This is a genomic window from Kluyvera huaxiensis (genome assembly GCF_040149365.1).
GTDB classification, from domain to species: domain Bacteria; phylum Pseudomonadota; class Gammaproteobacteria; order Enterobacterales; family Enterobacteriaceae; genus Kluyvera; species Kluyvera intermedia_A.
Map to the genome: position 1 here is coordinate 140,009 of NZ_JBEFLV010000003.1, position 18,625 is coordinate 158,633.

Annotated in this window: 16 protein-coding genes and 1 riboswitch; of the genes, 11 read left to right on the forward strand and 5 right to left on the reverse strand. The window is 51.1% G+C overall.

The window, feature by feature from the left end; all coding sequences use genetic code 11:
* Window positions 1–20 precede the first annotated feature (20 nt).
* Window positions 21–158, forward strand: a riboswitch (molybdenum cofactor riboswitch).
* From moaA to ABOC97_RS04690, 11 genes are all read left to right on the forward strand, one after another.
* Window positions 146–1,135: a GTP 3',8-cyclase MoaA gene (gene moaA / locus ABOC97_RS04640; protein WP_349594596.1), complete on the forward strand. Its 990-nt coding sequence runs from the start codon at window positions 146–148 to the stop codon at window positions 1,133–1,135. It overlaps the preceding riboswitch by 13 nt.
* A 22-nt stretch (window positions 1,136–1,157) precedes the next feature.
* Window positions 1,158–1,670, forward strand: coding sequence for a molybdenum cofactor biosynthesis protein B (gene moaB / locus ABOC97_RS04645; protein ID WP_349594599.1), 513 nt, complete (start codon window positions 1,158–1,160; stop codon window positions 1,668–1,670).
* 3 nt (window positions 1,671–1,673) lie between these two features.
* Entirely contained in the window at window positions 1,674–2,159 is a 486-nt protein-coding gene (gene moaC, locus ABOC97_RS04650; protein ID WP_052284730.1) for a cyclic pyranopterin monophosphate synthase MoaC, read from the forward strand.
* Complete coding sequence (gene moaD, locus ABOC97_RS04655) at window positions 2,152–2,397, forward strand: molybdopterin synthase sulfur carrier subunit (RefSeq protein ID WP_349594602.1); 246 nt, start codon at window positions 2,152–2,154, stop codon at window positions 2,395–2,397. Before moaC ends, moaD begins: the two co-directional genes overlap by 8 nt.
* A gap of 1 nt (window position 2,398) precedes the next feature.
* Window positions 2,399–2,851, forward strand: a complete 453-nt coding sequence (gene moaE, locus ABOC97_RS04660; RefSeq protein ID WP_061282707.1) for a molybdopterin synthase catalytic subunit MoaE — start codon at window positions 2,399–2,401, stop codon at window positions 2,849–2,851.
* 98 nt (window positions 2,852–2,949) lie between these two features.
* Window positions 2,950–3,654 (forward strand): Bax inhibitor-1/YccA family protein, encoded by a 705-nt coding sequence (locus tag ABOC97_RS04665; protein WP_234503460.1) that lies wholly within the window; start codon window positions 2,950–2,952, stop codon window positions 3,652–3,654.
* Window positions 3,655–3,832: 178 nt separating this feature from the next.
* Window positions 3,833–5,506 (forward strand): ShlB/FhaC/HecB family hemolysin secretion/activation protein, encoded by a 1,674-nt coding sequence (locus ABOC97_RS04670; protein ID WP_349594606.1) that lies wholly within the window; start codon window positions 3,833–3,835, stop codon window positions 5,504–5,506.
* Window positions 5,507–5,563: 57 nt separating this feature from the next.
* On the forward strand, window positions 5,564–10,690 hold the full coding sequence (locus ABOC97_RS04675; protein WP_349594608.1) for a two-partner secretion domain-containing protein: 5,127 nt from the start codon (window positions 5,564–5,566) through the stop codon (window positions 10,688–10,690).
* A gap of 426 nt (window positions 10,691–11,116) precedes the next feature.
* On the forward strand, window positions 11,117–11,491 hold the full coding sequence (locus ABOC97_RS04680; RefSeq protein WP_349594611.1) for a hypothetical protein: 375 nt from the start codon (window positions 11,117–11,119) through the stop codon (window positions 11,489–11,491).
* Between the two features lie 298 nt (window positions 11,492–11,789).
* Window positions 11,790–11,984: a DUF596 domain-containing protein gene (locus tag ABOC97_RS04685; protein ID WP_349594613.1), complete on the forward strand. Its 195-nt coding sequence runs from the start codon at window positions 11,790–11,792 to the stop codon at window positions 11,982–11,984.
* 544 nt (window positions 11,985–12,528) lie between these two features.
* Window positions 12,529–12,939, forward strand: coding sequence for a YbhQ family protein (locus ABOC97_RS04690; protein ID WP_349594616.1), 411 nt, complete (start codon window positions 12,529–12,531; stop codon window positions 12,937–12,939).
* On the opposite strand, the gene ABOC97_RS04695 is transcribed toward ABOC97_RS04690, so the two are convergent.
* From ABOC97_RS04695 to cecR, 5 genes are all read right to left on the reverse strand, one after another.
* Window positions 12,901–14,007, reverse strand: coding sequence for an ABC transporter permease (locus ABOC97_RS04695; RefSeq protein ID WP_234504958.1), 1,107 nt, complete (start codon window positions 14,005–14,007; stop codon window positions 12,901–12,903). The genes ABOC97_RS04690 and ABOC97_RS04695 overlap by 39 nt on opposite strands.
* 79 nt (window positions 14,008–14,086) lie before the next feature.
* The gene (locus tag ABOC97_RS04700; protein WP_234504956.1) at window positions 14,087–15,220 is read right to left on the reverse strand and encodes an ABC transporter permease; all 1,134 of its coding nucleotides are present in this window, start codon (window positions 15,218–15,220) and stop codon (window positions 14,087–14,089) included.
* The gene (locus ABOC97_RS04705; RefSeq protein WP_349594620.1) at window positions 15,210–16,949 is read right to left on the reverse strand and encodes an ATP-binding cassette domain-containing protein; all 1,740 of its coding nucleotides are present in this window, start codon (window positions 16,947–16,949) and stop codon (window positions 15,210–15,212) included. The genes ABOC97_RS04700 and ABOC97_RS04705 overlap by 11 nt, the downstream gene beginning before the upstream one ends.
* Window positions 16,942–17,937, reverse strand: coding sequence for a secretion protein HlyD (hlyD, locus tag ABOC97_RS04710; RefSeq protein WP_349594951.1), 996 nt, complete (start codon window positions 17,935–17,937; stop codon window positions 16,942–16,944). The genes ABOC97_RS04705 and hlyD overlap by 8 nt, the downstream gene beginning before the upstream one ends.
* On the reverse strand, window positions 17,937–18,611 hold the full coding sequence (gene cecR, locus ABOC97_RS04715) for a transcriptional regulator CecR (RefSeq protein ID WP_349594623.1): 675 nt from the start codon (window positions 18,609–18,611) through the stop codon (window positions 17,937–17,939). Before cecR ends, hlyD begins: the two co-directional genes overlap by 1 nt.
* Window positions 18,612–18,625: the final 14 nt, after the last annotated feature.

Here is an 18,625-nt window from a genome sequence, read left to right on the forward strand (position 1 = left end):
TCAGTACTCTGTCTACTTTAGTCTGAACAACACACTCTAGCCTCTGTGCCTAAGTTGAAAAATATGGCGCTTTGGCCGCGACAGATAATCTGTCGCCAGGGCGAAGGAAGAAATGATCTCGCCTCCCGTATTTGGAAAGGTGTCTATGGCTTCACAACTCACTGATGCGTTTGCGCGCAGATTCTTTTATCTGCGCCTGTCGATTACCGACGTCTGCAACTTTCGCTGCACCTACTGTCTGCCAAACGGCTACCAGCCCAATGGGGTCACCAACAAAGGATTTTTGTCGCTGGACGAAATTCGCCGGGTGACGCGTGCCTTCTCGGCATTGGGTACGGAAAAAGTCCGTTTGACCGGCGGGGAGCCGTCGTTACGTCGCGACTTCACCGACGTTATCGCGGCGGTGAAAGAGAACGCTTCAATTCGCCAGATTGCCGTGACCACCAATGGTTATCGCATGGCGCGCGATGTTGCCGCCTGGCGCGAAGCCGGACTTACCGCGTTAAACGTCAGCGTTGACAGTCTCGACGCGCGGCAGTTTCACGCGATTACCGGTCAGGATAAGTTCCGCCAGGTCATGGACGGCATCGATGCCGCCTTTACCGCGGGCTTTGATAAAGTGAAGGTCAACACCGTGCTGATGCGCGATGTGAATCATCACCAGCTCGACACCTTTCTGGCGTGGATCAAACCGCGCCGCATTCAACTCCGCTTTATTGAACTGATGGAAACCGGCGACGGTAGCGAACTGTTCCGCAAACACCATATCTCAGGCATGGTACTGCGTGACCAACTGCTCCAGCGTGGCTGGATCCATCAAATCCGTCAGCGTAGCGACGGCCCGGCGCAGGTCTTTTGCCATCCCGACTACGAAGGGGAAATCGGCTTAATTATGCCGTATGAAAAAGACTTCTGCGCCAGCTGTAACCGTCTGCGCGTATCGTCCGTTGGGAAATTGCATCTGTGCCTGTTTGGCGACGGTGGCGTTGACCTGCGCGAACTGCTGGCCGAAGACGCCCAGCAGCAGGCGCTGGAAGAGCGCATTGCTGAAGCCTTAACGCATAAAAAGCAGACCCATTTCCTGCATCAGGGCAATACCGGAATTACCCAGAACTTATCCTATATTGGTGGATAATTCGTCATCAAGGAGCTATCAAATGAGTCAGGTGAGCGCTGAATTTATCCCAGCACGCGTTGCTATTCTTACTATTTCCAATCGCCGTGGCGAAGAGGACGATACCTCTGGCCATTTCCTGCGTGACTCGGCGCAGGAAGCGGGCCATCAGGTCGTCGATAAGGCCATTGTCAAAGAGAACCGCTACCAGATCCGCGCCCAGGTTTCCGCATGGATTGCCCGCGACGATGTGCAGGTGGTGTTGATCACCGGTGGTACCGGTTTAACCGACGGCGATCAGGCCCCTGAAGCCCTGCTGCCGCTGTTTGACCGGGAAGTTGAGGGTTTTGGCGAAGTGTTCCGCATGCTCTCTTTCGAAGAAATTGGCACCGCCACGCTGCAATCGCGTGCCGTCGCCGGAATGGCAAACCGTACGCTGATTTTCGCCATGCCGGGTTCAACCAAAGCGTGCCGCACCGCGTGGGATAACATCATTGCCCCACAGCTTGATGCCCGTACGCGTCCGTGCAACTTCCACCCTCATTTGAAGAAATAAACGATGTCGCAACTGACCCATATCAACGCGGCCGGTGAAGCCCATATGGTGGATGTCTCCGCCAAGGCGGAAACCGTTCGCGAAGCGCGCGCTGAAGCGTTTGTTACTATGCTGCCGGAAACTCTGTCGATGATTATCGACGGCAGCCATCATAAGGGCGACGTGTTCGCCACCGCCCGTATCGCCGGTATTCAGGCAGCAAAACGCACCTGGGATCTTATTCCACTGTGCCATCCGCTGATGCTGAGCAAAGTGGAAGTGAATTTGCAGGCCCAGCCGGAGCATAACCGCGTGCGGATTGAGTCGCTGTGTCGCTTAACCGGCAAGACCGGCGTCGAGATGGAAGCGCTCACTGCCGCATCGGTTGCAGCACTCACCATTTATGACATGTGCAAAGCGGTGCAAAAAGACATGGTCATTGGCCCGGTGCGTCTGCTGGCGAAAAGCGGCGGCAAGTCGGGAGACTTTAAGGTGGATGCTCATGATTAACGTGCTGTTTTTTGCTCAGGTCCGCGAGCTAGTCGGCACCGACTCGCTGGCGCTGGCATCTGAGTTTTCGACGGTGGAAGCCGTGCGCCAGCATCTGGTGGCGCAGGAAGGGCGCTGGGCGCTGGCGCTGGAAGAGGGCAAACTGCTGGCGGCGGTAAATCAAACGCTGGTGAGCTTCGATCATCCGGTGGCCGATGGCGACGAGGTAGCGTTTTTCCCACCGGTTACGGGAGGTTGATATGAGTGAAACCCGTATTCGTGTCGGCCATGAGCCGTTCAGCGTCGGTGATGAATATCCCTGGCTGGCTGCCCGCGATGAAGACGGCGCGGTCGTGACCTTCACCGGTAAAGTGCGCAATCATAACCTGGGCGACAGCGTCAAAGCCCTGAGCCTTGAGCATTATCCCGGTATGACCGAAAAAGCTCTGGCGGAGATCGTCGATGCCGCGCGCGAACGCTGGCCGCTGGGCCGCGTCACGGTGATTCACCGTATTGGCGAACTGTGGCCGGGCGAAGAGATCGTCTTTGTCGGTGTGACCAGCGCTCATCGCAGCAGCGCCTTTGACGCGGGCGAGTTTATCATGGACTATCTAAAGACCCGTGCGCCGTTCTGGAAGCGTGAAGCGACCCCGGAAGGGGAGCGTTGGGTCGAAGCGCGCGACAGCGATAAACAGGCAGCCGAGCGCTGGTAGAGTACACTTAAATTCATGGAGTTCAGGTTGTCGCTGATGCGCTGGCAGCCTGAATAACGGCGAATATTTTAGGTTCATACTAACTTCAGGAGAACGTCATGGAACGATTCCCGCGCTCAGATTCTATCGTGCAGGCGCGTAGCGGCCTGCAAACCTATATGGCTCAGGTGTATGGCTGGATGACCTGTGGTCTGCTGCTGACCGCGTTTATTGCGTGGTATGCGGCCAATACGCCGGCGGTGATGGAGTTCGTTTTCTCCAGTAAAATCACCTTCTTCGGGCTGATTATCGCCCAGCTGGCGCTGGTGTTTGTCCTCTCCGGCATGGTGCAGCGCCTGAGTTCGGGCATGGCGACGACGCTATTTATGCTCTACTCGGCACTTACCGGGTTGACGCTCTCCAGCATTTTTATCGTCTATACCTATTCATCAATTGCCAGCACCTTCGTGGTGACCGGCGGCATGTTCGGTATCATGAGCCTGTATGGGTACACCACCAAGCGTGACCTGAGCGGTTTAGGCAACATGCTGTTTATGGCGCTGATTGGTATCGTGCTGGCGTCGCTGGTGAACTTCTGGCTGAAAAGCGAAGCGCTGATGTGGGCAGTGACCTATATCGGGGTGATCGTGTTCGTCGGCCTTACCGCCTATGACACTCAGAAGCTGAAAAACATTGGCGAACAGATTGATGTGCGTGATTCATCTAATCTGCGCAAATACGCCATTCTCGGTGCGCTGACCCTGTATCTCGACTTTATTAACCTGTTCCTGATGCTGCTGCGTATCTTCGGCAACCGCCGCTAACTCAGCGAATTGATATTGAAAAAATCCCGGACTGGTTCCGGGATTTTTTTTGTCCAAAAGCAGCCCTTGGGCACTTTTCTGAAAGAATTAGTCGTACTCGTAAATCATGAGGAGGTCACGGATTAAATATTTCAAATAATGAAAATGCATTGCACAACATTGCTTAATGGAATTTTCAATGTCTGCACCAGTGTATTGGATAGGATGTCTAATTATTGCCCTGACGGTGCTCGCGCTGCCGATGCCCTTGCTGGCGATTCCTCTAAGCCCGGTTATTCACGAGACGATTGAACAGCAACAAAAAATGCGTCTTGAACAGACGCAACAACAGCGTGAGGCATTGCAAAGTGTAGGACCTTTATCTACATCTATACCGGACGTTCCCCAGTTAGATAAAAATGCGCCTTGTTTTGTTATTAAACGCATTGAACTCAGCGGAGCAACCGTTTTAACTTCGTCGACTTTGAAAAAACTCACTCGTATTCCTGACGAAGGGTGTCTTCGCCTCACTGATATACAACAGCGGGTCAATAATATAACTCAGACTTATATTTCTATGGGTTACATTACGTCGAGGGCTTGGTTACCTGAGCAGGATATTTCCAGTACGGTCTTACACATCAATGTGACAGAAGGACGGGTTGAGGACATTACGATAGAGGGTAAAAAAGCCCTCGATCTGCAAATGGCTTTTCCTGGGGTCTCCGGGCAGTTGCTAAATCTGCGTGATATAGAACAAGGGATCGAACAACTTAATCGACTTTCATCTCGTCCTCTTACCGTTGATATTTTACCGGGAGATGTACCCGGTTATTCCCGTCTTCAACTCATCCCTGCACACCAACATTTTCCACTTACGCTGAATGTTGGCATTGATAATAACGGACAAAAAAGTACAGGCGATCAACAAATAAGCACTTCTGTGGTGGCGGATAACATATTGCATATGGCTGACCAGTGGGCGTTTACCGTTGCGCGCGATGCTGAGTTTCATACTGACCGTCGCAGCCGTAGTGTACAAACGAGCTTATCCGTTCCTTATGGCTACTGGTTGTTTAGTGCTCAGTATGGCTGGTCCGACTCCTGGCAACCTGTCACTTCCAGTAACTGGCGATATGAAGGAAGCGTACAGACCCAGCGATTAACCGTTAACCGTACGCTATGGCGTGATGGGAATCAACGTCTGGTATTCGAGACGGACTTAACACGACGTAAAACAGAAAACTGTCTCGGCGATGTCCGTCTTAATGTGAGTAGCCCAACAATAACCAGCCTGACCTCCGGATTTTCTTATAGCCGCACGCTAGGCAAAAGTTACCTGACACTAGGGCCTGCATTTTCCCAAGGACTGGAGATCGCTGGCGCTACCAATAATGATGCTTATCGCGGGCTTCCTGCCTCTGATTTTCGCCGTTTCACCCTGAATGGCAGTTGGTTTTATCCCATCACTTCTTCACTTTCCTGGCTGACAACCGTTTACGGCCAGGCAACGCCAGACACACTTTATGCCAGCGAGCAGCTTTCCGTTGGGGGGCTGTATTCGGTTCGAGGATTTAAGGAACAGTATTTGAGCGGTAACCGTGGTGGCTATTGGCGCAATGAGCTGACCTGGCTGGGGGACAGTATTACGAACATGGGAACCTTGTCGGTCACCGGCGCTCTGGATACCGGTTATGTGGCGAAGCAAAAAGGGAAAATAGATGGTGGAACCGTAACTGGCGCAGCGCTAGGGCTGACGTTAAGTAGTGGTTGGGGATCTCAGACGATAACGATTGGCACGCCACTCGCCTGGCCGCACTCGTTGAATCCGGATAACACAGTGGTTTACTGGCAGGCCACTCTGGCTCTGTAACTGTCAGCTTACTGCGGGATAACGCTGCTTCTCCCGCCAAAATAAGGATGTTCAGATATGAAAATAATGGAGCATTCACTCGCCCGTGGGGCTAGTTGGCTGCTGATCTACCTGACTGCCGTACAGCCGATGCATCCGGCTATTGCTGCCGGTATCACCGCTGCTAACGGTAATACTAACGTGACGATGAAACCGGGCAATGTACCGGTGGTGAATATCGCCACACCGAATAAAGCCGGTGTTTCGCATAACACCTACAAAGACTTCAATGTCAACGCGCCGGGCACGGTGTTGAACAACGCGACTTCCACGACACAATCACAGCTGGCAGGGCAAATTGCGGCGAATAGCCAGCTAAAAGGCAAGGCAGCAGAGCTCATTATTAATGAAGTGACCGGGAGTAGCCGCTCTGAGTTGAAGGGGAAGCTGGAAGTGGCAGGGGCAAAAGCTAATGTCATGATTGCTAACCCGAACGGTATTTCTTGTGATGGATGCGGATTTGTTAATGCACCTGGCGTGGTGCTGACAACTGGAAAACCGACGTTGGATAAACAGGGGGCACTTGACCGTCTTGATGTGACAAAAGGCAGTGTGATTGTTGGCGAGCAGGGGCTGGATGGTAACAGTGCCAACTATGTTGATGTAATCAGCCGAGCGACAGAGCTTAATGGGAAAATTAAAGCAAAAACTTTGAACTTAACCCAGGGAGCTAACCGGGTCAGTTATCAGGATGGAACCGTAAAAACGATTGCTGGAGTGGGGGCAAAGCCGCTTTTGGCAGTCGATACCAAAGCGCTGGGCGGGATGTATGCCGGTAAAATTCGTCTGGTAGCTACTGAGTCGGGTGTTGGTATTAACCTGAATAACGTAACCTCAACACAGCGCGATATTTCGCTGACCACTGCAGGGAAAATAACCCTCAGTAATGTTAAAGCGCAGACCGACCTGAATATCAGCGCCAATTCGCTGACCACTACTGCGGGAGCTAGTGTGAGGGCGGAGCGTGATATGACGCTCGCCGCAACCAGTATAGATAATCATAGTAATACAACGGCTAGCGGTGATATCCGGGTTTTTGCCAATACCGTGCGTAACAGCAATGGCGCTGCGCTGCACAGTGGTAAAAACATGTGGATCCAAAAGGATGCTCAGGGAAATAAATCCACGTTGGTGGAGAACCGTTCTGCACGTATACAGACTAATAGCGGCGATTTAATTATTCGAGCGGAAAAACTGAATAACGTACGAGATACACAGGTTTATAATTGGGCCAATATTACACCAGATTCAACAGCGTTTGTGAAACTACCTCGTCACAGGACTATTGATTCTCTGACGATTCCGTCAAGGGAAGCGCCGATTATTAATGTCAGCTATTGGGATGCGGTATTAGGCGGTAAATGGTTCGGTGTTGCTGATTTTAATCGTTCAGATCTGGTAAATATAGCCAGAAAAGAGTACCGAAAAACATCTAATTCCTCAGCTTCTTCAATCTTAGCAGGAGCGAGTAGTTATCTGAATGTGACTACGCTTGTTAATAATGAAAGCCAGATTCGAGCCAATCATGATCTGATTATGACAGGGAAAACCCTGAATAATATTAGTGGGATAACTGGAGTTCAGAATATCTGGAATGTTTATGACACTAGTTATAGGCCTGCAGATAAAGTTAAGGATATCCCTCGATACACCACCGTTTCGGGTGGTAAAACGAGTACATACTCATTGCCGAAAACAGGAGAGATTATCTCCTGGAAAAATATAACGTTCACACCAGCCACGCTCAAGGCGGGAGGGAGTCTGGTCGCAGATTTCTCGGAACGAATTGACAGTAGTTCACCCTATAACACGGATGCAAAATATATTGATGTTACAGCTCACCCTGAGACTATAACGGCTAAAAATATTCTTCTACATGCGGGGAAAATTAACACCGCTGATGTGATGAATGCCACTGAGGATATTGTTCTTCAGTCCGAACAGTCTACACGTGTTACGACAACATCGCTGACCGCGGGTAACGACATCTCCATTTTTACGGGCGGGAACCTTGACGTTATGCAGAGCGACCTTCAGGGAAGGAATATCACACTGGTCAGCCGTAGCGGTAACGTGAAATTACAGAGTAGTGAAGCAGTAAACTATTTTAATGCCGATGGCTCACGAGCATTAGGTAGCCTCGCCGCTACGGGTGATTTACTGGTGACTGCCGGTGGCGATATTTTACTGAGGGATCTTCGCCAGCCGGTAAAAAGTAAAAATATCTCACTGGTGGCTAACGGCAACCTCACGTTAGATAAAAATGATGCCATGCTTAACCATGAGCGTCCCGGCTTTATACCTTCAACAGAACAAGCACAGCAGTTTTTTAATCAGATGCTGCCAGGCGACCCTTTATGGGCTTCAGGCGATATCACGCTGAGTAGTGGTAAAAATCTCAATGCCAAAGGGGTTAATATCGATGCGGGCGGCAGTATCAGCCTGACTGCCGGTGGTGTGGCAAATCTGGGAATGAGAATTCTGGATGAGCGATTCAGCCCTCTTTTTTTAATCCAACGTACACCAGAACTGCGCAGCACGTTAAAAGCGGGAAAAAATATCCTGATCAATGCTGCCTCAGATGTTGATCTCTCAGTCTCGAGTATTACTGCAGGAGGCAGTGCGACGCTTCAGGCAGGAAAGAACTTGTTGTTAGGTGCATACGCCTATGACGTGATTGATAGTAATAACGATAATAATCATGACGTACGTAATGTCGTTACAAGCTTACGTGGCACAAAAGCGCTCACGCTGGCGGCAAACGGTTTAATTCAGGCAAATGGCAGTTCGTTAACATCTAACGGCGATATAACGCTAACTTCCAGCGGAAATATGCGCTTTGAAGCGGCGGAAGGCTTTATCCACCGGGAACAAGGAAAAACCTGGAGTGAAACGGTCAGCCAGACGGGAGTCACCATCAACTCTGGCGGTGCTCTGACGGTGCTTGCTGGTGGCAGTATTCTCTTTCAGGCGACCCGTCTACTCGCTAAACAAGCGCTTGATGTAGCAGCAAATGGTGGCTGGCTTTATGCCCAGGCGATGGAGGAATCCAGTCACTATGAGAAAAAAACAACAACTCGCAAATGGTGGGGTAAGAAAACCACTATTAAAAAGACAAAGCACACGACGACTAATAGGGTCACTGAGTTTACTGCTGACGGCAATATTAACTTGTTGAGTCGCGATGATAGCACCTATGAGGCGAGTAAGATCTCCGCAGGTAAAAACGCTCTGTTAACCAGCACGAACGGTAAAATCAACTTCCGCGCAGTGAAAAACACCTCTTTCGAACAGACCGTCAGTACCTCCAAAGGCTTTTATATTAAGCAAGTGAATAAAGGTTATAGCGCGGGGACCTGGGTTCTGCCTTCAGTTTATGCGGGCAGTAAATTGACGATTGACGCGGCGAAAGGGATCTGTGCGGACGTTAAAGCGCAGAACAGTAAGGCGTTACAGGGAGCAATCAGTGCAATGGGCGCACTGCCGGGTATGGCGTGGTTGAAAAACCTCAATACCCGCAGCGATGTACAGTGGAACACGGTGAAAGATGCCTATGACAGCTGGAACTACAAAAGCCAGAGCCTGAATCCTGTTGTGGCGGCAGTGATTGCGATTGCGGCAGCTTCGGTTACGGCCGGAACCGGGTTGGCTGCCATGGCTGGTAATGCCGCCATCACGGCAACGGGCGTGACGGGTAGTACTGCGACGGCAGCTGTCTATGGTTCGGCATATGCCGGAATGACCTCGCTGGTATCACAGGCCGCGGTAGCGCTGGTGGAGAACAAAGGCAACGTATCCAGAACCTTGACGTCATTGGGTAGCAGTAGCTCAGTGAAATCACTGGTAACCGCAATGACGATTGGCGGTGCGTTGGCCGGTTTTGATGATGTGATGACGGTTGTCGCATCGCCAGAAAAAGCGCGTCTACCGGTGCTTGTAAAAGACGGTGATTGGGGGAAAGTCGTCCAGCGGGTGGCCGGGCAGTCTGTTATCAGCTCCAGTCTGAACACAACCATCAATGGTGATCGTTTTAACGATAACCTGACAAATGCCCTGCTGGCGAACATTGGTAACCAGATTAATGCTGAGGGGGCAGGGTTAATTGGTGACAATGGCAAAATTCTTGATTTGCCTGGTAGAGCACTTAGTCATGCAGTGGTCGCGGGTGTCAGCGCTGAAATCGGAAAAGGAAATGGGAAAGGTGCTGCTGCTGGTGCATTAGCTGCGGAGCTGGCAGCGATCACTCTCGGTGAAATGTTCGTTGAACCAGCTACGCGGGATAATCAGATTCAGTCTGCAGGGAGGATTATCGGAGCGATAACTGGAGCTGCGGTAACAAATTCATCAAGTGGTGCGAACAGTGGTGCTAATTCTGCAGAAAGTGTCCTGCGATATAATTTTCTGATGCATGATGAGCCAGTTAGAATGGCGAAAAAATTGGCGGACTGTAAGGGGGAAAGTGGTTGTGAAAATGGTGTAAATAAGGAAATAGCTCTGTTATCAGCCCAAAATGAGAAAAGGTTTGAAAGCTGCAGGGTTACAGGTAATGGAGACTGTATTAATGAAATGCTGGCTGGGATATCAGGTGCAAGAGGTTACAGAGAGCTGGGGATTCAGATTGGGTTTGATATCGCCGGACAATATCAGCAAATGGGTGAAAATGCATTTGACCGATTTGAGACCTGTGGATGGGCTGCTGGTACTGGCTGCGGATTAAAATTATGGGGAAAAGAGGCTCTGGCTGATGCTGCAATGTGGGCCACCGGGTGGGGAGCGGGAAAGTACATCGCTCCTGCTATTGGGAAATATTTTACTGAGATTGGCATCCTTTCACAGAAAGGTGTTCCTGCGTACATAAAAAGTACACAGGTTGGCTTAGGTGATTCTGCAAAAGTTGATTATTACAAAAGTTTGATGGTCAGTAATAAAGTGAATTTTGATAGTGATGAGTTTATCATTGCTGGTTTTAAAGACGCGAAAGGGATATATTATATATCTGAAGGAAATCATCGAGTAGTTGCAGCAATTGAAATATATAACGAAACAGGGAGTGCAAAGTACATCGAAGATTTAATAATGAATGGGCGCTGGACATATACCGATAATTATACTGGTAGTAAGTTCCGTATCCCAATGAGAAAATAAATTAATTATATATATTTAGATGTTATAGATTTAAGGGGGAAGTATGTGTAAAAATGAAGTGTATTTGGATATGCTATTCTGGGTTCTACCACATATAAGGAATATGTATACTCACAGTCCTTTTTATAGATATAAGGACAAGTCTGTCTATTATGAATCAATGCTTGTTTGTCAGTTTCATTCGTTGCTTGTGAGTGATGAGTTCAATGACCAGGATGTATTATTTCTGAATAACCAAGCAAGGTGGTATTATGAAAATTGCGATAAAACAAAAAGCATCCTTTACCCCTCTCAATTAGAAAGGATTAAGTCGTTGTTTGTATTGGTTCCAGAGGGAATAAAGGATAGGCTTGAATGGAAAGGCCCTCTTTGAACGTTAAGAGTATGTTTTGTTTATTGAGTGAGCGTAGATTATGGAGGGAGGTAATGAATAATGAATGTACTAAAGATAGTGTGAGTAAAAAAGGAATATATCTGGATATTTACCACAGTTCGATGCAACAAATAAGGAGTGTTTCAACAGGAGGACTATTAACTAAGTGCTTTGATAGATCTGTTTTCTATGAGGCGCAGCTCATTCATAAATTCGGCTTGCTCCTTAAATATGAACATTTCGATGATGCCGATATTGATTTTTTAAATTGGGGTGCCAGATCCTATTATGAATGCTGTGATATCAAAAAGAGCTGTTTGTACAATGAACAACTGAACCGATTTTCAATGTTGTTCTCATTGGTTCCTGAAGAAATGAGACACAAACTTGAGTGGAATGGTCCAGGTTTATCTATGGCCACTGAATGATTAGGCGGATGAATCATCATTTAAAAAAATTACTAATTATGATAATTGTTATCGGAAACTCCATGATGGTAGGTTATCTGGCGATATTATGAAGAAAAATTCGATATTATATGTATTTTTACTCTGTTTAGAGAGCGTGTGAAACACTGATATTTAGCCGAGGCACAGTACCAGGAAAGGAAAAAATCTTCGAGGTGTATCGACGACTATGCTATGGGAAGAAATTTATCCAGATAGCACTGACTTATTTTTTTATGAGTAAGAGAACGAGGCTTGTATATGGGCTGCCAAACGATTGATGGAAGATGAAGAATTAAAATTAGCCTGTCATGGAACAGGTCTGGACGGAAGTATTGACAAGCAAATCGAGATTTTCTCATTAGCCTTTCCTGATAGTGAGAAAAATATGGATGATAATGCTTTTGAGGGATTATTGTTTTTACCTAATAACTGTCCTGTTGGCATTGTTTGGCTGCGGAGGATAGTGTTATAAACTGGACTTGATTTTTTTGTGTATATACACAATAAACTTGAGGTATCACGAGTATATGTTCAGTTAAACGACTCTGCTAACGTTTGGCTGCTCACTGCTGTCGGGGTATGAACGATAGTTATCTAATATGAAGCTTTGGTACTTGAGCGGCATCCTGCTGCAATTACCGGTATTTTGCTGCTATTGAGCGTGGGGGAAACTGGCGCTATGTTTGTCGCCAGCGCTAGCTCATGCTGGTGTGTTGATATGAATCCAGGCCGTGTTTGTCCGATATCATCATGACTGTTTGCGGTATGATCACCACGATTGAGGTAAACATCCCACTAGATAACCGCCGTGTCGTTGCCTCTCTCCGTGAGGTAATGATAGGTATGTTGAATATTATCTTTGGCCACTGACAGCAACGACTGCTGAAAAAACACCCAGATCGCTCTCTTCCTGAGCAAATTGTGACACCACTGTCACAAAAAGAAGCACCTTTACGGAATTTTCCGTAAACTTGAGTACTCTGAATAAGCAAATAAAATTCTTCAGGAGAGAAGCCATGAAGTGGCAACAACGAATTCGTGTCGCAACCGGGCTAGGTTGCTGGCAGATTATGTTGCATTTACTGGTCGTCGCCGTGTTGGTTATGGGCTGGATGAGCGGCGCGTTAGTGCGCGTTGGATTAGGCCTGTGCGTGCTGTATGCCGTAAGCGTCGTGTTGATGCTGGCACTGCAGCGTCACCATGATAAACGCTGGCGAGATGTCGCCGATGTGTTTGAAGAGCTGACGACCACCTGGTATTTTGGCGCCGCGATGATTGCCGTCTGGCTGCTTTCGCGCGTTCTGCAAAATCACTTTCTGCTGGCGCTGGCTGGGCTGGCGATCCTTGCGGGGCCAGCCGTATTCTCGCTGCTGGTGAAAGATAAATCCTCAGGCGATCTTGCGGCGAAACATCGCGTACGCCACTGATCCCGTCGTGGCCGCTATGAACAGTAGCGGCCACAAACTCCCCCAGATAATCGACAGACTCGCATCCTTCAAATAAATCTGTTTAGTGATATCCGTGAAATGGCGGATAGGGTTTATCCACGTCAGATGCTGCAGCCATACCGGCATGTTTTCCACCGGGGATACGTACCCCGATAGCAAAATCGCCGGCATCATAAAGACAAACACGCCGATAAACGCCTGCTGCTGCGTAGAGCACAGCGATGAAATCAGCAAACCAAACCCTACCAGTGACAAACCGTAAATCACCATGGTGAAGTAGAACAGTGCCAGCGAACCGGCAAAGGGGATTTGATACGCCCAGATGCCGACCGCCAGCACGATGCTGGCCTGCGCGGTGGCGACAATCAGCGCCGGAATCGCTTTGCCGACGAAGATTTGCCAGGTGGCGAGCGGCGAGACCAATAGCTGATCGAGCGTACCCTGTTCGCGTTCACGGGCTACCGACAGCGAGGTGACAATCATCACGCCGATGGTGGTTATCATGGCGATAAGCGACGGGACCACAAACCATTTGTAGTCGAGATTCGGGTTATACCAGTTACGCACCACCAGCTCGCTGTTATTCGGTTTTGCTTTCCCCTCCAGCAATTCCTGCTGGTAGTTTTTGACGATTTGTTGCAGGTAATTGGCGGCAATCTGCGCGCTGTTTGAGTTACGCCCATCAAGCAGAAGCTGCATCGGCGCGGTCTGGAAGGTATCGAGGTTACGCGAGAAATCGGCCGGGAAGCGCACCAACAGCAGCGCTTTTTGCGTGTCGATGGTCGGCTGGATCTCCTGCGGGCTTTTCAGCAGTAGAACGTGGGTAAAGGCTTTGGCCCGCGCAAAGCGCTGGGTCAGCTCGACGGCGTGCTTGCCGTTGTCTTCGTTATAGACGGCAATGGTGGCGTTGGTCACTTCCAGCGTGGCGGCAAACGGGAACAACAGAACCTGAATCAGCACTGGCGCTATCAAAATGGCGCGGGTCTGCGGCTCGCGCAGCAGCGATTGCAGCTCTTTGCGGATTAGGGTCCATAAGCGGTAAAACATTGTGCCGTCCTTATGTCGGGTGGCGCTTTCTTTGCCCGGCCTACAGGGCAAAACGCCGGGCAAAATATGAGCGCCAGAGTTAATCCAATCGACGTTTGGTTTTCATCCACGTCAGGCCAATAAACATCACCGCCGAAGCGATTAAAAATAGCGTGTTTACAATCAGCACCACCGGAATATTGCCCGCCAGGAACAGACTTTGCAGAGTGCTGACGAAATAGCGCGCCGGAATAATGTAGGTCACGATGCGAATCGCCGCGGGCATGCTGTCTATCTGGAAAATAAACCCGGACAGCATAATCGATGGCAAAAAGGCGGCGTTCAGCGCTACCTGGGCGGCGTTAAACTGGTTGCGAGTGATGGTCGAAATCAATAGACCCATCCCCAGGGTGCTGAGCAAAAACAGGCTGGTGATGAAAAACAGGATAATGAGCGACCCGCGATACGGTACGCCGAGAATAAATACCGATACCAGCATACACAGCAGCATCGCCAGCATGCCGAGGAAATAGTAAGGGATAAGCTTGCAGAGCAGTAGCTCGACGCGGGTGACTTCGGTGGAGAGCAGCGCCTCCATGGTGCCGCGCTCCCACTCGCGGGCGATGACTAGCGAGGTCAGGATCGCCCCGATTACCGTCATGATGATGGTTATCGCCCCTGGGATAATAAAGTGCTGGCTGATGGCCGCCGGGTTAAACCAGTAGCGGGTCTGCACATCGATAAGCGGCTCGAAGTTCTGACCGTTATCTTCGGCGCGCTGTTTTTGCCAGATTTGCCAGATACCTTCGACGTAGCCCTGCACGAAGTTGGCGGTATTGGGTTCGCTGCCGTCGGTAATGACCTGGATAGGCGCATCGTCGCCAACGCGCGTCATCTTTTTATCAAAATCAACGGGCACAACGACTAATCCGCGAATGCGCCCGGCCTGCATCATCTCAACCAGCTGGCCGCGATTATCGCTGATGGTGGCATCAATATAGGGGGAGCCGGTCAGCGTATGGGTGAAGTCCAGCGCTTCTTTACTCTGCTGCTCCAGCAGTACGCCGACCCGCAGCTTGCTGGAGTCGAGGTTAATACCGTAGCCAAAGATAAACAGTAAAAGCAGCGGGATCACCACCGCAATCAGCCAACTGCTGGGATCGCGAATAATTTGCCGCGTCTCTTTCACGCACAGTGCGCGCACGCGCCGCCAGGACAGGGCCTTAACGCTCATCGGCATGCTCCTTATCCCAATCATTAATCAGGGTGATAAACGCCTGCTCCATCGTCGGGTCAGGCTGCTGTTCATCGGCGGCCTGGGCCTTTAAATCGTCCGGCGTACCGCTGGCAATCAGCTTACCGCGATAGACCAGCCCGATGCGGTCGCAGTACTCCGCTTCATCCATAAAGTGGGTGGTCACCATCACGGTGACGCCTTTCTCCACCATGCTGTTGATGTGCAGCCAGAATTCGCGGCGAGTTATTGGGTCAACGCCCGACGTTGGTTCATCAAGAAACAGAATGTCCGGCTCGTGCATCAGCGAACAGGCCAGCGCTAGGCGCTGCTTAAAGCCGAGCGGCAGCGAATCGGTGGTATGCCGCGCAATATTGTCGAGGCCAAAGGCCTCGCTCATACTGCGGATTTTGTCGTTTTGCGCTTTACCACGCAGACCGTAGACGCCGGAGAAAAAACGCAGATTCTGCTCTACGGTCAGGTTGCCGTAGAGGGAGAATTTCTGCGCCATATAACCCAAATGCTGACGCGCTTTGCCGGAGCCGGTTTTGAGGTCCATATTCAGCACCAGCGCGTTGCCGGAAGTGGGGACTAACAAACCGCACATCATCTTGAAGGTTGTCGATTTTCCCGCACCGTTGGGCCCCAGCAGGCCGAAAATCTCCCCACGTTTAACGGCAAAATTGACGTGGTCGGTGGCGGCAAAATCACCAAACTTTTTAGTGAGCTGTTTCGCTTCAATCACCGTTTCGTCCGCTGAGCCTTCAACGGTATGCAGGATCGCGCCGAGTGGGGACTCCGACGTGCCCGCACCGCCCAGCAGATCGATAAACGCATCTTCAAAGCGCGGTGTCGTTTCTTCTATCTCTAGTTCCGGCATTCCCGGCGCCTGTCTCAAATCGTCGGCAGTGGCAGATTTTTTAAGAATCGCCCGCACCGAGCGACCCTGAATCATGCCGTCACTGACCATCTCTTGTTTCAGCGTCCGCTGTAACAGCTTGCGGTTATTCTCAACTGGACTGTGCATCAGAAAGCTGCGCCCGGCCATGGTGCGGGTGAGGGCGGTCGGCTCGCCCTGATACAGCAGCTCGCCTTCGTTCAGCAGCAGTACGTCCTGGCACTGCTCGGCCTCGTCGAGATAGGAGGTACTCCAGAGAATCAACATCCCGTCACCCGCCAGCTCGTGCACCATCTGCCACAGCTCACGGCGGGAAATCGGGTCGACGCCAACGCCGGGTTCATCAAGCAGCAGCACTTTCGGCTCACCGACCAACGTACAGGCCAGCCCGAGTTTTTGTTTCATGCCGCCGGAAAGCTTACCCGCCAGCCGCGAGGTAAAGGGCCCGAGCGAGGTAAACTCCAGCAGCCTGGCGAAGATTTTCTCGCGGATTTCGCCGGTAACGCTGCGCAGGTCAGCGTAGAGATTGAGGTTCTCCATGACCGTCAGGTCTTCATACAGACCAAATTTTTGTGGCATATAGCCGAGTACCGCGTGCAGGGCACTATCGTCGGCGATTGGGTCAAGCCCCAGCACCGTCGCGCTGCCAGCATCTGGTTTCAATAGCCCGGCGAGCATCCGCATCAGGGTGGTTTTCCCCGCGCCGTCTGGCCCGACAAGCCCAGTGACGTAGCCCGATTGAATGGTGCAGTCCAGCCGGGCGACCGCCGGTTTGTTCATGCCAGCGAACTGTTTAACCAGCCCGTGTAGCTGGATCTGATGTTTACTCATGGCGCGGCTCGTCGCTAAATTTCAGCGTCACCGGCATTCCCTGACGCAGACTATCGTCGGCATCGGTGACGATAATACGCAGGCGGTAGACGAGGTCGGTACGCAGGTCCGGCGTTTCTACCGTTTTTGGCGTGAATTCAGCGGTTGGCGAAACAAAACCAATTTTGCCGTGATAAGGCTTATCCGGGCGACCATCGGTATACAGCAGAATTTCACGGCCCGGCTGCGCCTGGTTGAGGTTCTTCTCATCGATGTAGGCGCGAACCCAGACCGGATGGGTTAACGACAGCGTTAGCACGGTGCTGCCCGCAGTGAGCATGCTGCCCGGCTCAACCGCACGAGTTAATAAGGTGCCGTCGGACGGGGCGGTTAATACGGTGTCCTGCAGGTCTAGCGTCGATTGGGCCAGTTGCGCCTGCGCTTGTTCAAGGCTGGCCTTAGCCTGGGCAATTTCCTGTGGACGATTACCCGCGCGATACTGGCTTAATTTATCCTGTGCCGCTTTCAGTGAAGCGAACGCCTGGTCGCGGGACGAACGGGCGTTAGCCAGATCGTTGGCGGACAACAGGCGGCTATTCCACAGCCCCTGCTGGCGCTGTAAGTAGCTTTGCGCATAGTCATAGGCGGCCTGTGCCTGTTTGACCGCGGCGGCGGCCTGGGCTATTTCTTCCGCCCGATAACCGGCCATCATCAGGTCGTACTGCGCCTGCGCGGTAGCGACGTTGGCTTTGGCCTGCATCAACGCGTTCTCATACGGCGCTTTATCCAGTTGCCCGAGCGTTTGTCCTTGTTTAATCGCATCCCCTTCGTCAACGCTCAAGGATTGCAGACGCCCGCCGACGCGGAAACTCATATTGACGGTACGAATATCGACATTACCGTACAGAGTGAGTCCGATATTTTGCAGGCTTTGATACCACCACGCCCCGCCGCCAATCAAGGCGACGAGGACGGCAACGGCCAGAATAAGGGCGACCGGTTTTTTCATCACTTCAGGCTCCTTTGAGTTAATCCTTGCAAAATAAGATCGATATGACAGGTCACGACCTGGTATATCTGCGCGGTCTTATCGGCATCAAACTGCGACCAGCCGGTGCGCATCAGAATGGTTTCCCGCCCCAGCCGGAAGGCCAGCACTTCACCAATCAAGGCGTGGGTATGCAAGATCATCTGCGTACTGGTGGCGTCGCAGCCGGTGTAGGCGGCGATCAGCCGGGTAAGGTGCGCGTGCAGCGGGGCAATGACCTGGTCGTGAATACGTTGGTAGGCGGCGGTCGGCGACAGCTGCTCACGGGAGATAAATTTACTGAGGCTCAGAGTATCGTCATGAGTCAGCAGCAAAATCATGTTTTCACAGGCTTGCAGGATAAGCGTACGGATAGCCTCCCGATCGGGCTGCGGCTGGGCAAAGAGGCGTTCCGCCGCCTCAGTGTGCGGGCGGAAGTTCTCACCGATGAAATCGGCAATCCACTGCGCGCAGGCCTGGTATAAATCTTCTTTTGAGCCAAAATAGTAGGTGATGGCGGCGATGTTCTGCCCGGCTTGCGCCGCAATATCACGAGTGGTGGCATGTAGGCCATACTCGCCGAACTGGGCGAGGGCTGCGGCGATGAGTTGGCTTTTGGCCTGCTCACCTTTGCTGGTTATCGGCGTCACATTCATTATTGCCACCAAAA

Excerpts from the sequence above, each read along its gene's own strand:
- ABOC97_RS04705 (WP_349594620.1), bottom strand. The coding sequence starts at position 16,949 with ATGAGTAAACATCAGATCCAGCTACACGGGCTGGTTAAACAGTTCGCT.
- moaE (WP_061282707.1), top strand. The coding sequence starts at position 2,399 with ATGAGTGAAACCCGTATTCGTGTCGGCCATGAGCCGTTCAGCGTCGGT.
- ABOC97_RS04700 (WP_234504956.1), bottom strand. The coding sequence starts at position 15,220 with ATGAGCGTTAAGGCCCTGTCCTGGCGGCGCGTGCGCGCACTGTGCGTG.
- ABOC97_RS04680 (WP_349594611.1), top strand. The coding sequence starts at position 11,117 with ATGAATAATGAATGTACTAAAGATAGTGTGAGTAAAAAAGGAATATAT.
- moaA (WP_349594596.1), top strand. The coding sequence starts at position 146 with ATGGCTTCACAACTCACTGATGCGTTTGCGCGCAGATTCTTTTATCTG.
- ABOC97_RS04675 (WP_349594608.1), top strand. The coding sequence starts at position 5,564 with ATGAAAATAATGGAGCATTCACTCGCCCGTGGGGCTAGTTGGCTGCTG.
- ABOC97_RS04685 (WP_349594613.1), top strand. The coding sequence starts at position 11,790 with ATGGAAGATGAAGAATTAAAATTAGCCTGTCATGGAACAGGTCTGGAC.
- moaB (WP_349594599.1), top strand. The coding sequence starts at position 1,158 with ATGAGTCAGGTGAGCGCTGAATTTATCCCAGCACGCGTTGCTATTCTT.
- ABOC97_RS04670 (WP_349594606.1), top strand. The coding sequence starts at position 3,833 with ATGTCTGCACCAGTGTATTGGATAGGATGTCTAATTATTGCCCTGACG.
- ABOC97_RS04690 (WP_349594616.1), top strand. The coding sequence starts at position 12,529 with ATGAAGTGGCAACAACGAATTCGTGTCGCAACCGGGCTAGGTTGCTGG.
- ABOC97_RS04695 (WP_234504958.1), bottom strand. The coding sequence starts at position 14,007 with ATGTTTTACCGCTTATGGACCCTAATCCGCAAAGAGCTGCAATCGCTG.
- ABOC97_RS04665 (WP_234503460.1), top strand. The coding sequence starts at position 2,950 with ATGGAACGATTCCCGCGCTCAGATTCTATCGTGCAGGCGCGTAGCGGC.
- moaC (WP_052284730.1), top strand. The coding sequence starts at position 1,674 with ATGTCGCAACTGACCCATATCAACGCGGCCGGTGAAGCCCATATGGTG.
- hlyD (WP_349594951.1), bottom strand. The coding sequence starts at position 17,937 with ATGAAAAAACCGGTCGCCCTTATTCTGGCCGTTGCCGTCCTCGTCGCC.
- moaD (WP_349594602.1), top strand. The coding sequence starts at position 2,152 with ATGATTAACGTGCTGTTTTTTGCTCAGGTCCGCGAGCTAGTCGGCACC.
- cecR (WP_349594623.1), bottom strand. The coding sequence starts at position 18,611 with ATGAATGTGACGCCGATAACCAGCAAAGGTGAGCAGGCCAAAAGCCAA.